11 protein-coding genes are annotated in these 14,754 nt (G+C 71.4%); 7 read left to right on the plus strand and 4 right to left on the minus strand.

Features of this window, described 5'->3' with window-relative positions; genetic code table 11:
- Window positions 1-264 precede the first annotated feature (264 nt).
- On the plus strand, window positions 265-642 hold the full coding sequence (locus WMF27_RS04685) for an STAS/SEC14 domain-containing protein (protein ID WP_437761453.1): 378 nt from the start codon (window positions 265-267) through the stop codon (window positions 640-642).
- Between the two features lie 150 nt (window positions 643-792).
- Here WMF27_RS04685 and WMF27_RS04690 read toward each other — a convergent pair whose 3' ends face one another.
- Window positions 793-1,998, minus strand: coding sequence for a P1 family peptidase (locus tag WMF27_RS04690; protein WP_437761452.1), 1,206 nt, complete (start codon window positions 1,996-1,998; stop codon window positions 793-795).
- Window positions 1,995-4,355, minus strand: a complete 2,361-nt coding sequence (locus WMF27_RS04695) for a D-alanine--D-alanine ligase family protein (protein WP_437761451.1) — start codon at window positions 4,353-4,355, stop codon at window positions 1,995-1,997. Before WMF27_RS04695 ends, WMF27_RS04690 begins: the two co-directional genes overlap by 4 nt.
- A gap of 180 nt (window positions 4,356-4,535) precedes the next feature.
- On the opposite strand from WMF27_RS04695, the gene WMF27_RS04700 reads away from it, so the two are divergent.
- Entirely contained in the window at window positions 4,536-6,995 is a 2,460-nt protein-coding gene (locus WMF27_RS04700; protein ID WP_437761450.1) for an ATP-dependent helicase, read from the plus strand.
- A gap of 42 nt (window positions 6,996-7,037) precedes the next feature.
- On the opposite strand, the gene WMF27_RS04705 is transcribed toward WMF27_RS04700, so the two are convergent.
- A complete protein-coding gene (locus WMF27_RS04705) occupies window positions 7,038-7,292 on the minus strand; it encodes a hypothetical protein (protein ID WP_437761449.1) in 255 nt (84 codons plus the stop codon).
- A 320-nt stretch (window positions 7,293-7,612) separates the two neighbouring features.
- Between WMF27_RS04705 and WMF27_RS04710 the strand changes: the two genes are divergently transcribed.
- Window positions 7,613-8,149: a hypothetical protein gene (locus WMF27_RS04710; protein WP_437761448.1), complete on the plus strand. Its 537-nt coding sequence runs from the start codon at window positions 7,613-7,615 to the stop codon at window positions 8,147-8,149.
- Window positions 8,150-8,590: 441 nt separating this feature from the next.
- On the opposite strand, the gene WMF27_RS04715 is transcribed toward WMF27_RS04710, so the two are convergent.
- Window positions 8,591-9,451, minus strand: a complete 861-nt coding sequence (locus WMF27_RS04715) for an MBL fold metallo-hydrolase (protein ID WP_437761447.1) — start codon at window positions 9,449-9,451, stop codon at window positions 8,591-8,593.
- A 143-nt stretch (window positions 9,452-9,594) separates the two neighbouring features.
- Between WMF27_RS04715 and WMF27_RS04720 the strand changes: the two genes are divergently transcribed.
- The 4 genes from WMF27_RS04720 (at window position 9,595) to WMF27_RS04735 (ending at window position 14,748) form a co-directional block, all read left to right on the plus strand.
- On the plus strand, window positions 9,595-10,818 hold the full coding sequence (locus WMF27_RS04720; protein ID WP_437761446.1) for an MFS transporter: 1,224 nt from the start codon (window positions 9,595-9,597) through the stop codon (window positions 10,816-10,818).
- Between the two features lie 587 nt (window positions 10,819-11,405).
- Complete coding sequence (locus WMF27_RS04725; RefSeq protein WP_437761445.1) at window positions 11,406-11,657, plus strand: hypothetical protein; 252 nt, start codon at window positions 11,406-11,408, stop codon at window positions 11,655-11,657.
- 746 nt (window positions 11,658-12,403) lie between these two features.
- Window positions 12,404-13,663 (plus strand): DNRLRE domain-containing protein, encoded by a 1,260-nt coding sequence (locus WMF27_RS04730; protein ID WP_437761444.1) that lies wholly within the window; start codon window positions 12,404-12,406, stop codon window positions 13,661-13,663.
- Window positions 13,664-13,824: 161 nt separating this feature from the next.
- Window positions 13,825-14,748, plus strand: a complete 924-nt coding sequence (locus tag WMF27_RS04735) for an N-acetylmuramoyl-L-alanine amidase family protein (protein WP_437761443.1) — start codon at window positions 13,825-13,827, stop codon at window positions 14,746-14,748.
- Window positions 14,749-14,754 lie beyond the last annotated feature (6 nt).

Genomic DNA, 14,754 nt, shown 5'->3' on the forward strand with positions numbered 1-14,754 from the left:
TGGCTCTACCGCGGGGAGTCGGCCGGGGAAGGGAACCGGGAAGGGAACCGCCAAGCCACCAAGGGCGCCAAGAAAACCGGGGAATAGGGGGATGCCCGGACGGCCCCTTCCCCCTCTCCCCATGGCGTCCTTGGCGGCTTGGCGGTTGTTCTGCCGCTTCGGGGCAACTTCCCGCAGCAGTGCCAGGCGCGTCCTCGCGCGATCCGAGGTATGATCACGCGGCCCCATCCCGCCCCTTCGGGAACTGGCAGGAGGTCTCTCAACGTGTTCGAGATCAAAGTCGACCGGATCATCGCCATGGTGGATTTCGTCCTTGAGGGGCGTGTCCGCCTCGAGGAGATGGAGCACTTCGTCAGTGAGCTGAGGAAGGCGTGCGAGAGCCTCCAGGGCCGGGAGATCAAGATCAAGGCCGATGTCCGCGGGTTCAGGCCGATGTCCCCCGATGTGGCGGAGAAGATCCGCGCCGTCCAGGAGTTCGGCCTGGAGCTCGGGGTGATGCGCGTCGCCGAGATCATCGAGAGCGACATCGTCGCGCTCCAGCTGAACCGCGTGGCGCGCGAGAGCGGCACGGACAAGGTCCTCCGGCGCTTCTGGGACGAGGACGCGGCCCACGAGTGGCTCCTCCACGGCGACCCCGAGTGAGCGGCGGGCACCCGCTTCGGATACGGGCCCATCTCGACGTTTTCGGTGCTCAGCGCACATGAGTGCGCTTCCGCGCCGAAAACGCCGATCTGGGCCCGTCTCCTGTGCGGGTGACCGCCGCTCGGCGGGGCCTGTGACAGAGGGGGCGGGCTAGAAGAGGGGGGGGGGGTCGGAGGGGTGGGGGGGGCGGTACTGCTTCAGGATCTCGGCCACGGCGTCGAGCGGGAGGGCCGGCGCGTGGTGTCCGCTGTGGCCGATCATGTCGGCGCCGCCGAACATCGCGTTGAGGATCGCCTCCTCCACCACGTCGACGGTGGCCTCGTAGAGCGCGTCGACCTCGGTGTCGAGGACGAGCTCGGCCATGTGCCGGCCCGGCGCGAGGGGGTGCACGCTGAGCGGGCGGCTCGACCGGGGGGCGCTCCACTGCTTGGTGGTGGGGAGGCGAGGCACCCGGTTCGCGGTGCTCCAGGCGAGGACGATCTCGCCCGAGTTGTTGGCCGCATACCCGCCGGTCCGGCCGATCGCGAGCGCGGCGCGCCGCGCGAGGCGCGCGAGCTGGCGGTGGATGAGCGGGGCGTCGGTGGCGACGAGCACGATGATCGAGCCGGCGGGGCCCCGCCGCGGGACGTGGTTGAAGCGGTCGCTGATGAGCCGCCCGACCGGGACGCCATCGACGCGGAGCATCTCGCGATCGCCGAAGTTCGACAGCACGAGCGCCCCCACGAGGGCGTCGACCCCGCCGACAGGGACCGACCGGCTCGAAGTGCCGATCCCGCCCGCGAAGTGGAACGTCTGCATGCCCGTGCCGGCGCCGACGCACCCCTCGGCCACGGGGCCACCCCGGGCGTTGTCGATCGCCTCGTCGACGTCGGCCTGCGCCACGTGGCGCCCCACGGCGTCGTTGAGGAAGCTGTCGTCGCACTCGGCGACGACCGGGATCACGACGTCGTAGTCCTTGCCGATCTTGGGGTGCTTGCGCGAGAGCCACGCGACGGTCGCGTCGAGGACGCGGCCGACGCAGAGCGTGCTGCAGAGCAGGATCGGCGTCTCGCAGAGGCCCCACTCGTTGATCTGCGAGAGGCCGGTCACCTCGCCCGCGCCGTTGAGCACGTAGCTCGCGGTGAACACCCGATCGAGGAAGACGTCGCCGTCGGCCGGGACGACCGCGGTCACGCCCGTGCGCACCGGACCGAGGCCGGGGACGAGCTCGCCTTCGCCCTCGATCTTGGTCACGTGGTGGACCCGCACCCCGGGGACGTCCGTGATCGCGTTCTCCGGGCCGGTCGGAAAGCGGCCGATCGCGACGCCGAGATCGCGCAGCCGAGGGCGCCTGAGCGCGGCCGAGGGCGCGCTCATGGGCCGGCGACCTCGCCGTTCGTGACGGAGATCGTGTCGGAGAGGGGCGGCGCGGCCTCCGCCGGGAGCGGCGCGGGCCCGGCGAGCGCCAGGCCGGGCGCGGCCAGCAGGCCCGGATCGGCGGCCGGCGAGGCGACCGCCGCGCTCGCGGAGGGCGCGGCTGCGCTCGCGGAGGGCGCGGCCGCGCTCGCGGCGGGCGCGGCCGCGCTCGCAGAGGGCGCGGCCGCGCCCGCCGCAGGCGCCGCCGCGGTGAACGCGGCCCGCGGCGACGTGGCGCGGGCGTCGCGGTAGCGCTTGAGGCAGCCGGCCAGGATCTCGCCGATCAGCATCCGGTGATCCATCCCCGCCACCCTCGCGATCACGCAGAGATCGCTGAAGTCGGGCGTCAGGCCGGGCAGCGGGTTGATCTCGATGACGTACACCCTGCCGTCCTTCGCCATGCGCAGATCGACCCTGGCCACGTCGCGGCACGCGAGGGCCGCGAACGTGTCGCGCACGACCTTCTCGATGCGGCGGAGCTCCGACGGCGTGAGCTGCGCGGGGCACTGGAAGCGCACGCGCGGCGTGTCCGACTGCTTCTCGTCGTAGCCGTAGACGGGGTAGGTGGGCGGGTCGACGAAGACGACCTCCATCGGCGGCAGCACCTTCGGCCGCCGCTCCCCGAGCAGGCCCACGGTGAACTCGCGGCCCGTGATGTACTCCTCGATGAGGGCCGGCTGGTGGTAGCGATCGACCAGCTGCTTCGCCGCGGCGCGCGCGGCGGCCTCGTCCTTGACGACGGACGCGGAGGTGATCCCCTTCGAGGTCCCCTCGGCGTTGGGCTTCACGATCACCGGGTAGCGGAACGGCTTCAGCTTCTCGCGCCCGGTCGTGACCACCTGCCACTCGGCCGTGTCGATGCCGGCCGCCCGCAGGATCTGCTTCGTGAGGCCCTTGTCGAGGGCGAGCGAGAGCGTCGTCGCGTCCGAGCCGCTGTAGGGGATGCCGAGCAGCTCGCAGAGCGCTGGCACCTGCGCCTCGCGGCCGCGGCCGCGGAGCCCCTCGGCGATGTTGAAGACGACGTCGACCCCGGAAGCCGCGAGCGCGCGCGGCAGGTCCGGGGTCGCCTCGAGCGGGACCACGGTGTGGCCGTAGCTCTCGATGGCGCTCGCGATCGCCTGGATCGTGCGCGGCGAGTCGAACTCCGCCTCCAGGTCGTGCAGCGTGCCGGGGCCCGCCTTGTCGGCCGCGGCCGTGTCGCTCCGCTTCATGTTGTAGGTGAAGCCGACGCGGAGCGCGGTCCGCTTCGCCCGGCGCGGCTGGTTGCTCTCCAGGAGCGGCAGGAGCCCCCGCCGCTTGCAGGCGCTCCTCACGATGGCCCGGATCACGCCGTCGAAGTCGACGCCGCGCTGCGCCGCCGCGACGAAGACGCTGGCGCCCGGCTGGAGGGTGGGCAGCCCGTCGACCTCGAGGAAGTGGACGTCGTGGCCCTGGCCGCGCGAGGGGGACGGCGTGACCCGGAACTCGCAGCGCGCGTGATCCTTGAGGTCCAGGGCGCGCACGACGCGCGCCGTGAGCGACCGGATGCGCTCGAGCGTGGCCGCGGGCAGCTGCGCGGGCCGGCGCGTGACGTGCTCGGGCTTCGCGTGCTTCAGGTTGAAGTCGTACACGTTGTAGCTGCCCGGCACCTGGGGATCGATCACGAACTCGATGGGGTCGAGGATCCCCTCGGGGATCCCGGTGCCGCTCGAGCGCGCGGGGCTCGTCTCCTTCAGCCCGTCGACGAAGGCGCACGCGACGTCGATGCCGGCGATGTAATGCTCGACCAGCAGGCCCGCCTCGAAGCGCGCGAGCTGCCGCTCGACGACCTCGGCGAGGTGGTGCGCGTCCTCGCAGACGCTCCACTCCCGGAAGATGCCCTTGGAGGAGCCCTCGAAATTCGGCTTCACGATGACGGGGAAGCTCACGTCGTCGAGCGCGCCGCCCTCCAGGGTGGTCCGGTTGACGAGGCGGGCGCGCGGGGTGGTGACGCCGTAGCTCGCGAGGACGCGCTTCGTGAGCGACTTGTCGAGCGCGACGTTCAGCGTGTAGGCGTCGGAGCCGGTGTACGGGATGCCGAGCTCGTCGAAGAGCGACGGATAGAACGCCTCGCGCGTCTTGCCCTTGTGGCCCTCGGCGGTGTTGAAGATGAGGTCCGGCTGGAGCGCCTCGAGCCGGGCGAGGACCCGGGAGGCCGGCCCGCTGACCTCGATCCGCTCGACCTCGTGCCCGGCTCGCTCGAGCGCGCCGGCGATGGCGGCGATCGTCTCCGGGCTATCGAACTCGGCTTCCTCGGCGGAGCTCGTGATCTTCAGGTTGTGCGTGAGCACGATACGCATGGTCTCTCCTGTGCCGCTCGTCCGGGCAGCGGCTCCCCCGGTGCTCTGCCGGAGGCGCACGCGCCTGCGAGATTACGGCCAGCGGGCGTGTTTTGCCGGGGAAAAAGCAGGAGAGCGCCGCGAGGGGCTCCGGGGCTCGGCGGGCTCCCGCTCGCGCGGAGGTCGTGCTAGCGACCCCGTGTGGATCGTTTCGCCGCACACGACGCTGACCGCTCTCCGACGCCCGAGCCTGGCCTCCCTTACGAGGAGCTGAACGAGCCGCAGGCGCGCGCGGCCAGCCACGCGGCGGGGCCGCTCCTCATCTTCGCCGGCGCGGGGAGCGGCAAGACCCGCGTCATCGTGTACCGGATCGCGAACCTCATCGTCACGCACCGTGTCCCGCCCTACCGGATCCTGGCGGTGACGTTCACGAACAAGGCGGCGACCGAGATGAAGCGCCGGCTGGAGGGGCTCATCGGGGCCGACATCGTGAAGGACCTCTGGGTAGGCACGTTCCACGCGGTGTGCGCGCGCCTGTTGCGCCGGCACCACGAGGCGGCCGGGCTCGACAAGAACTTCGTCATTTACGACGACGACGATCAGCGGGCGGTCATGAACCGCGTGCTCAAGCAGCTCAACCTCGACGATCGGCGCTATCCGCCCCGCCAGGTGCTCTCGCGCATCCACGCGGAGAAGCAGGAGGGGCGGGGGCCCGCCGAGTTCGAGCGGAAGGGCTACTTCGACGACGCGATCGCGCGGTGCTTCGAGGCGTACGAGCGGCACCTCAAGGCGGCGAGCGCGGTGGACTTCGACGACCTGCTGCTCGCCGTGCTGCGCATCGCGGAGGACCCGACGAGCTACGCCGGCGAGGACCTCCGGGGGCGCTTCCGGCACGTGCTCGTGGACGAGTTCCAGGACGTGAACCAGGTGCAGTACCGGCTCGTCCGGGCGTTCTGCAAGAGCCACGACAACCTCTGCGTGGTCGGCGACGACGACCAGAGCATCTACCGCTGGCGCGGCGCGGACGTCCGGATCGTCCGCGGCTTCCGGCGCGATTTCCCGCACGCGACGGTGGTGAAGCTCGAGCAGAACTACCGCTCGATCGGGCACGTCGTGCGGGGCGCGCTCGGCGTGATCCGCCACGCGTCGGATCGCGAGCCGAAGGAGCTCTGGACGGCGAACCAGGACGGCGCGCCGATCGACGTGGTGGCGGCGGACAGCGAGCACGACGAGGCGGCGTGGGTGGTCGAGGGCGTCCGCGAGCTCATCGCGCAGGGCGTCTCGCCGAACGAGATCGCGGTGTTCTACCGGATCCACGCGCAGTCGCGCGTGCTCGAGGAGGTGCTGCGCGAGGCGCGCATCCCGTACCAGATCATCGGGGGCACGCGCTTCTTCGAGCGGGCGGAGGTGAAGAACCTGCTCTCGTACCTCCGCGTGATCGCGAACCCCAAGAGCGACGTGGATCTCAACCGCATCATCAACGTGCCCGCCCGCAAGATCGGCCAGAGCACGGTCGACAAGCTCATCCAGGCGGCGGACCTGCTGGGGGTGTCGCTGTTCGAGGCGATCGATCCGCTCCTGGAGGGGCGGGTGCCGCCGTCGGCGATGCCGGGGGGCCAGCTGCCGCCGCTCGCGTCGGCGGCGAAGCGCAGCCTGCTCGGCTTCCGCGATCTGATCCACGGGCTCATGACCGAGGCGAAGAGCGCGTCGCCGAGCGCGCTGGCGGAGGAGGTGCTCGCGCGGTCGGGCTACGCCAAGGCGCTCGAGCAGGAGGACAGCGTCGAGTCGGAGGCGCGGCTCCAGAACCTGCGCGAGCTCGTGCAGTCGCTCGTCGACTACGAGCAGGAGGCGACCGCCGCGGGCGACGAGGCGACGCTCGCGGGCTACCTCGAGCGGGTGAGCCTGGTGTCGGACGTCGACGCGCTCGCGGACGTGCCCAAGGTGGCGATGATGACGATCCACGCCGCGAAGGGGCTGGAGTTCCACGCGGTGTTCCTGACCGGCATGGAGGAGGACCTGTTCCCGTTCCGGAGCCAGGATCCGAACCGCAAGGGCGACATCGAGGAGGAGCGCCGGCTGGCCTACGTCGCGATCACGCGGGCGCGCGAGCGGCTCTGGATCACGCACGCGGCGCGGCGGGCGATCTTCGGCCAGACGCGTTACGGCTTGCCGAGCCGCTTCCTCGCGGATCTGCCGCCGGCCTCGGTGCGCGCGATCGCGACGCCCGCCAGCATGATGGCGCAGCGCCGGGTCGAGGGCGGGTTCGGCGGGTACGCCGCGTCCGGGCTCCGGTTCGGCGGCCAGGAGCGCTCGTGGGAGGGCCGCGAGCGGAGGCCCGGGGCGCAGGCGCAGGGTGAAGAGCGGTTCGCTGGGGCGCGGTTCTCGCGGGAGGGCGAGCCGGCGAGGGGGGCGACGGCGCGCGGCATGGACGTCCCCGACCGGGCGCCGGGCGAGCGGTATGTCGAGCGGGAGGCGGTCGACCCGGGCGCCGAGGGCGGCGAGGGGCTCGCGCTGCGGCGCGGGATGCGGGTGTACCACGAGCGCTTCGGGCCGGGCGTGGTCGAGAGCGTGGATCCTGGGGCGGATCCGATCGCGACGGTGAAGTTCTCCGGGTGGGGGAAGAAGCGGATCAAGGTGGCGTTCCTGCGCGCCGGGTCGTGAGCTCGCTCCCGGCGCCCACCGAAACGGCGCCGGTCGGGAGGCTTACGGGCCGCCTCGCGAGGGCTGCTCAGGGATCGCGAACTGAGGAGGTACGATGTCGAGGCCAGGCCACGGGTCCCAGCCTTCGGGGGGCTCGGGCGTTTCGTAGGCCGCGAGCCACGCGCGCGCGACGCTCACGATCGGCCCGGGGACGTCGAGGCTGAACTCCCATGTCTCCAGCAGGGCGCGCATCTGGCGCGTGAGCTCGATGGTTCGCGGAACACTGCTCCCGTCCGCCCACTCATCCGACGCAGCCAATGCAAGATACTTGTAAGCTCTCGTGGATCGCGTCTGCCGTCTCCGGGCTCGACGCGTCGTTGCACTTGCACATGGCAAAGCCTCACCGAGCGTACCCCACCATCGCCGCGACCAGGATGGCGGACAGCTTCGCACCTGAACTGCCGGGCATCGCTCCCCTTTCGGGAGTCTAGGTTCGCGGGGCTCACGTCCGCGGTCAATGCGCCCCCACTCGGTGTGCAGAGGTCAAGGCCGGTGGGTCGAACCCCCGGACGAGCAGGTGTCGGGCCAGGCTTGAGGAGGTCGAACCCCTCGCGACCAGGCTGACGGCCACGGAGCTCGTGAAGCACTGCGAAGCCGCCATCGAGCACGACCTCGCCACGCGCGCGATCGAGCGCCGCTGGGCCGGCGAGCCCTTGGCCACGGGGGCGAACCCCGCAGCCCAGCGCATCGACGTGCTCGTCGACCGCACCCTCGGCGCGATCCGCGATCATGTCGTCGCGCAGACGCAGGGCGCCGCACCCGACGATCCCATCCACGAGGAGGTGGCGGCTTTCCTGAAGCCGATCTTCCCTGTGAGCGTGCAGGCGATCACCTCCCTGCCTTATCTCGATGAGCTCGCGGCCGTCGACGACATCGTCGCCCTGCTCAAGGGCGAGCTCGCCCTGGCCGTGAAGGAGTTCGGCCTGGGCCGCCTGGTCACCCGCCTCGCGCCGATCCTTCAGCAGGACGAGGCCATCGGGCACTACCTGCGCGCGCGGCGCGCGATCGCGGACGTGAACCCGGAGACCGGCGAGGACGAGCCCGCGCCGACGCCAGCCGCGCCTCCGTCGCCGGCCGCGGCGCCGGGCGCGCCTGAGCAGCCGCCGATCGCGTGACAGCCGGACCCACAGGGGCGCCAAGCCGCGGTGCCGCGCGCGGGGCGCCCCGGTTATCCCATCGTCGCCGTCATCACCGCTTCTGCCGCGGAAATCTAGATCGTTATCATCCCCGGCGACGTCGAAGCGCTCGTGTTTTCGCGCAAAAAGCGGGAATCATACTTCTATCAGGACCTCTGGAGGTCATCTCATCATCAGCCGTTCAGCCACGCGGCGTGGCGCGCCATCATCTCAGAGCGGAAGATTGTCCAGAGCGACTCTGAAGACTAGCTGGCCCCATGACCGTCAAAATTAGGGTCGTGTCCCCCCTGCGGATGGCCCCATGAGGCTGCAAATTGGCATGCCCCGCAGAGCGCCTGCTCGCCGGCGTCCACCTCGACCCCGCGACCGCTCCCCCGCCTGGCGCCGCCCCAAGTGAGCGGCGCCCCCTGCGGGACAGTGTTAGATCCACACCTCGCCGAGCAGCGGCAGCACGCCCATTCTCACATCGCGTGACGCCCGGCCGAGGCGCTCTGCCAGCCGCTCTCCCTGCATCGCGGGGAGCGCGACGGCGGGGCGATCCATGGGAAGGAAGAAGTTGTCCCAGTGCGAGAAGAGCACCGCGCGCGGCGACAGGGCGCGCGCGACGCGCTCGGGGAAATCGCTCGATGCGGTCCAGCCGGCCACGCAGAGCAGGAGCAGGTCGGGCTCCCTGCAATCGAGGCCCGCCTCGACGAGCTCCGCGCTGCCCAGGTGGACGATGCGCCGGCCCGCGACCCGGATCTCCACCGCAAAGACGGCGCCGCACCGGTAACGCTCGGCCCGGAGCGGGACCTGGTCGCAATCGGAGATGTCGCCGGGGAAGGGGACCCGGCCGAGCAGCAGGCGGGAGTGAGCGCTCGGGAAGAAGCGCAGCTGGAACGGGCCGACCTCGGCGACCACGGGCTCGCCGCCCGGCGCGCGCTCGACGTCGCGCACGCGCGCCGCGGGGACGCCGGAAGCGCGGCAGAGCGCCGCCGCGGAGCGCGAGCCGAAGACCGTGGCCCCGGTGCGGAGCGCGATGTCCGGGATGTCGAGCGCGTGATCGAAATGGGTGTGGCCCGCGATGACGGCGTCGGCGCGCGGCGCGTGGCGCGCGATGGCGGCCACGTCGGGGACGAGCTGGCCAACCACGCAACGGAGGAGCGAAGCGCGCGTGAGATACGGATCGATGAGCACCACCGCGCCGGCGTGCTCGATGGCGAACCCCGCCGTGCCCAGCCACCGCACCCGGACCGTGCCCGCCGGCGCGAGCGACCGCGGAGAGAGCGTATCGGCGATCATCGGCGTGGGCTCGTCCGCCCGGCAGACGGGGTGAGTCGGTGCGGCGTGCTCATCGAGATCGAGACCGGATCGTGATCGAAACGTACGCAAGTGTCCGTGTTTCCGGCGACCGAAGCTCGTCCGCTCGGTTACGATTGTCCGTCGTGGCAGACCGAACGCGCGCCGGCACGATCGCCGCCCTCGCCGCGCTGTACTTCGCCCAGGGCATCCCGTTCGGCTTCCAGGCGACGGCGCTCCCCGTCTTCCTGCGGGCGAGCGGCGTCTCGCTCTCCGGCGTGGGCTTCGCCGGCGCGCTCGCGATCCCGTGGGCGGCGAAGGCGCTCTGGGCGCCGCTCGTCGACCGCTACGGCTGGGAGCGGATCGGCAGGCGCCGCTCGTGGATCCTGCCGCTCGGGGTGCTGCTCTCGCTCACGTGCGCGGCCGCCGCGTTCGTCCCGCCGTCGCGCCACCTCGGCGCCCTGCTCGCGCTGGTCTTCCTGATGAACCTGCTCGCGGCCACCCAGGACATCGCGGTCGACGGGCTCGCGATCGACCTGCTCGGGCGCGGCGAGCTCGGCCTGGCGAACGCCGCGCAGGTGGTCGGCTACAAGATCGGCATGCTCGTCGCCGGCGGGCTGCTCGTCTGGGCGAGCGCCTGGATCGGCTGGGGCGGTCAGTTCGGGGCGATGGCCGCGCTCGTCTTCCTCTCGGCGCTGGCCTCGCTCGCGCTGCGCGAGCCTCCCGCGAGCGAGGCCGAGGCGCACGCGCGCCGGTCGCTCCGCGAGGTGCTCGCGGCGGTCTTCGCGGCCCTGCGGGCGCCTGGCGCGCTCTGGGTCGTCGCCTTCCTCGGGACCTACAAGCTCGGTGAGGCGATGGTCGACATGATGTTCAAGCCGTTCCTCGTCGACGCCGGCTTCCCGCCGCACCGGATCGGCCTCTGGGTGGGCACGTACGGCCTCGTCGCGTCGATCGCCGGCTCGCTCGCGGGAGGCCTCCTGTCGCACCGGATCCCGCTGCTCGCCGCCGTCGGGGTGACCTCGGCGCTGCGCACCGTCGCGATGGCGGGCGAGTGGTACCTCGCCGCGGCGGGGGCGCCCACCGCGAATGCCGTCGTCGCGGTCACCGTGGCCGAGCACCTCTTCGGCGGCGCCCTCACGACCGCGGTGTTCGCTTTCATGATGTCGCGTGTCCGGCGGTCGGTCGGCGCGACGCACTACACGCTGCTGGCCAGCGTGGAGGTGCTCGGCAAATCGCCCGCGGTGTGGCTCTCGGGCGCGGTCGCCCAGCGGCTCGGCTATGCAGGCCTGTTCGCCCTGGGGACCGTGATCTCGGTCGTCTTCCTCGGGCTGCTCTTGCCGCTGCGGGAGCGGAGAGCGGGCGAGGGGTGAGCAGGCCCGGACGTGCCATCGGCCGGCCGGCGAGCGCCTCATCCCGCCAGAGGGCGTAACTGGCGAAAACTTGCGTGACGGCGGCGGGCAGGGAGCAACATACTGCGCCCGTTCGACGATCAGGCCAACGACACCCCGGCGGATTGGGGCCGCCGGGGTGCCGGTTGCCCAGCCTTGTGCCGGAGGACTGGACGCACGATGATCTCTTCCAAGCATTGGATCGTGGGAATTTTGTCTCTCACGGCCTCGGCGCTCCCTTTCGCCTGTGGCGACGTCCCGTACATGGGTGGCGACTGCGCGACCACGGACGACTGCCTGTCCAGCCAACAGACGGTGCCGGGCGCGGTCTGCATCAAGGAGCGCTGCGTGTGCGCCGAGCCGGGCCAGGTGATCTGCTGCCCGCCGGGCGAGGAGGAGCCGGACTGCTCTCTCGAGTGCCGGGATTGCGACGAGTGCGCGGAAGGAACGCTGGAGTGCTCGGGCGTGATCGATCCACCGACGCGGGTCGCGGAGAGACGTCGCAGGACTGCGGTGGACCATGCAAGCCGTGCAAGGTCGGGGCCGATTGCCAGTCGGGGGTCTGCGCGATGGCCCATTGCAAGGCCCCGACGTGCGACGACGGCGTGAAGAACGGCGATGAGACCGGCGTGGACTGCAGCGGCACGTGCCCGCGCCGCTGCCCGGACGGCCGCGGGGGCGCGTCCGGCGAGGATTGCGAGAGCGGGGTCTGCTGGGCCGGAGCGTGCGAGCCGCCCATCTGCAAGGACGGCGTGGAGAACGGCGACGAGCTCGGGGTGGACTGCGGGGGAGCAGGGTGCGGCGCGGCGTGTCCGGGGTGAGCGGCGGCGCGCTTCGCCCCGGTTCAATGACACGGAGAAATTGAACCGCAAGGGCACAGAGGGCGGCCAGGCGACGCAGCAAGACGCCGAGGAGCGAGAGCGAGGAGCGAGGAGAGGGAGGAGAGGGAGGGGAGGGAGGAGAGGGAGGGGAGGGAGGAGAGGGAGGGGAGGGAGGGGAGCGAGGGGAGGGAGGGGAGCGAGGGGAGGGAGGGGAGCGAGGAGAGGAGGAGAGAGGGATAATTTTTACTCCCTCCTCTTCCCTCGACGTCCACGGTGCCCTCTATGGTTCCTTTTCTCACGAGACCAGAGGACGGGCTTTCGCGTCGCGGCGCCGATGGATGCGAAAGACGATGATCCGCGCGCCCATTTCATGATATAACCAGACAGCGCTACGGCTGGCTGCTGCAAGAATCGCTAGTGACCGCGCTCACTCGACTCCGTCCATCGATCGCCAGGCCAGCGACGACCTCCATCCGGCTCAGGGGAGCGAGAGCCTTTGGGGCCAGGGAGGTCGAGGTCGGCCACGATCCGGGAGGCGATCGCCTGGTGACGGCCGTCCCGTCGTGCCGTCCCGCCGCACGCGCTGATTGACGAATGACTCCTTACAGCGCTCCGCCTTCGGGTAAATGGACCATTATATCAACGTCTACTCTATTTGTAAATAGTAATTTCAAAGTCCATGACGTGCGGCAGAACGCCGCACGACGCGGCGCAGCTATGGCGGCGTCGCAACGAGGAGCTCTCCCATGAAGACCACCTATTTGTCGCACTCCGTTTCCTTTGCTTCCGCGCTCGCACTCGCCTTGATGATCTCCGGCTGCGTGGCGGCACCCGAGCCGCATGACGACCATGACGAGGCCGTCGGCGAGGGCGCGGCGGCGCTCGTCTCCTGCTCGGTGCTCCCTACCGGCAACATCGTCACGAACGGCAGCTTCGAATCGCCGAACGTGTGGCCCGGCACGTCGTCGATCTACAACGGCTCGATCACCGGCTGGCAGGCTGCCTATGGTCAGATCCAGGTCTATGACCACTCGAACGGCATGAACCCGGCGCACGGCGACCAGCACGTCGAGCTGGACGCCACGAACTCGAGCGGCATCTATCAGAACCTCACGACCGTCCCGGGAGCGACGTACCAGCTCCGGTTCGCCTTCGCCGCGCGCCCCGGCACGAACGCGAGCCAGAACGTGCTAGGCGTCGTCTGGGGCGGCCAGCAGGTGGCCACGCTGACGACCGCCAGCTCCGCATGGGTCTATTACACCTATACCCTCGTGGCCTCCGGCACGACGACGCGCCTCCAGTTCAACGACCTGGGCATCTCGAACGGCCAGGGGACGCTCCTCGATAACGTCACCGTGGTCGCCGCCGATACGGATCAGGACGGGGTGTTCGACTCGTGCGACAACTGCCCGGCGCTGGCCAACCCCTCCCAGGCCGACGCCGACGCGGACGGCATCGGCGACGCCTGCGAGCCCCCCCCGCCGGCCGAGCCCGTGTGCGTGGTCGTGCAGCGCGGCACCTACGGGAGCGTGCAGGATGCCCATATCCAGCCCGGCGTCTCGTGGCCGTACGGCGATTACCCGTATGTCGTCATGAACACGTTCCCTGAGGGCGTGCAGCTGGGCGTGCTGGCCTTCGATCTGTCGTTCATCCCGGCGGGCTCCGACGTCGAATCCGCGACCCTCTCGCTGTCTCACACGTGGAAGGAGAGCGCCAGCACCATCGAGCTGCACCGCGTGAATGGCCCCTGGCAGGAGTCGACCGTGCACGCCGGCAACTTCCCCGGGTACAACGCGGCCGTCGAGGCCTCGATCCCCACCGTCGCCCAGGCGAGCGCCGTCGTGACCGCCAACGTGGCGGCCCTCGTCCAGTCCTGGGTGGATGGTTCCCCGAACTACGGCGTCGCGCTCCACGACGTGAACGGTCGGACCGACATCCGCTCGAGCGAGCAAACGAACATCGCCCCGCGGCCGAAGCTCGAGGTCTGCTACACGCCCGCCCAGTAGCGGGGGCCGGCCGAGCTGCGGGGCGCGCCGGGTCACGGTCTCCCGGACGCCCCGGGCGATCCCGGGATGTCGCTACGTCACGCCCCCTTCGTCACCTCGGCCACGCTCTTTTGCCGAGAACCTGACGCCGCGCTCCGCGTTTGATAGCAAGCGGAGCCGCGGTGATCTCGCGCAGGAAGCTCGTCCTCGGTCTCGCCGGCGCCGCCGGCGCCGCCGCCCTGTCACGGGCGCTCGCCCCGGGCTCCCCGCGCGAGATCGCGGCGCGGCGCGCCCTCAAGCTCCCGATCGCGCCGAGCGGGTGGCCGTTTCCAGGGGCCCGCGTCGTCGCCCCCTCCGCCGTCTTTCCGCGGGATTTCGGGGTCCGCCGCATCTACCTCGACGCCGGACATGGCGCCCCCGGCAACTCCGGCAACCTCTCCTGCTTCTGCGTCGACGAGCAGGACTTCACCCTCGCCGCGGCGCGCGCCCTCGCCGAGCGGCTCAACGCCACCGGGCGCTTCGAGGCGCGCGTGGGCAGGGCCGGCGACCGTCCATTGCCCTACCCGGAGCGCGTCGAGGACGCCGCCCGGTGGGGCGCCGACGCCTTCGTCAGCCTGCACTCGGACGTGCGCGGCAGGACCGAGACGTGGTCGCCCGGCCAGGGCCGTCAGTGCCCGCTCAGCCTCGCCGCGCCGGGGTTCGCCGTCCTGTGGTCCGACGAAGGCGAGCCCGCCCTCTGCGCCCTCCGGCTCGCGCTCGCGCGCGGCTTCGCGAGGCGGATGGAAGAAGCAGGCCTGTTGCCCTACGACGGCGCCGCGTACAGCGGCCTGTACGAGCCGGACGCCGCCCAGCCCGGCGTCTTCCTCGACCGGCGCCCCCCGGGACAGCGCATCTTCGTGCTGCGCCGCCCTTCCATGCCCTCCATCCTCGTCGAGACCCACCACGCGCTCGACGCCCGCGAGGCGACCCGCTGGACCGAGCCCGCCACGCTCGACGCCTTCGCCGCCGCCGCCGCCGCCGCGCTGGCCGACGCGCTCGGCGCCGCCGGCGCGCCGGCCAGCGCGCTCGGCGGCGACGGCGCGCCGGCCTCGCCGCCGCCCACCTGAGGCGCG

Source organism: Sorangium sp. So ce281 (genome assembly GCF_051527395.1).
GTDB lineage: Bacteria > Myxococcota_A > Polyangia > Polyangiales > Polyangiaceae > Sorangium > Sorangium cellulosum_B.

Bases quoted from the DNA above. Each gene is read 5' to 3' on its own strand.
- WMF27_RS04730 (WP_437761444.1), top strand. From the start codon at position 12,404: ATGAAGACCACCTATTTGTCGCACTCCGTTTCCTTTGCTTCCGCGCTC.
- WMF27_RS04715 (WP_437761447.1), bottom strand. From the start codon at position 9,451: ATGATCGCCGATACGCTCTCTCCGCGGTCGCTCGCGCCGGCGGGCACG.
- WMF27_RS04695 (WP_437761451.1), bottom strand. From the start codon at position 4,355: ATGCGTATCGTGCTCACGCACAACCTGAAGATCACGAGCTCCGCCGAG.
- WMF27_RS04725 (WP_437761445.1), top strand. From the start codon at position 11,406: ATGGCCCATTGCAAGGCCCCGACGTGCGACGACGGCGTGAAGAACGGC.
- WMF27_RS04690 (WP_437761452.1), bottom strand. From the start codon at position 1,998: ATGAGCGCGCCCTCGGCCGCGCTCAGGCGCCCTCGGCTGCGCGATCTC.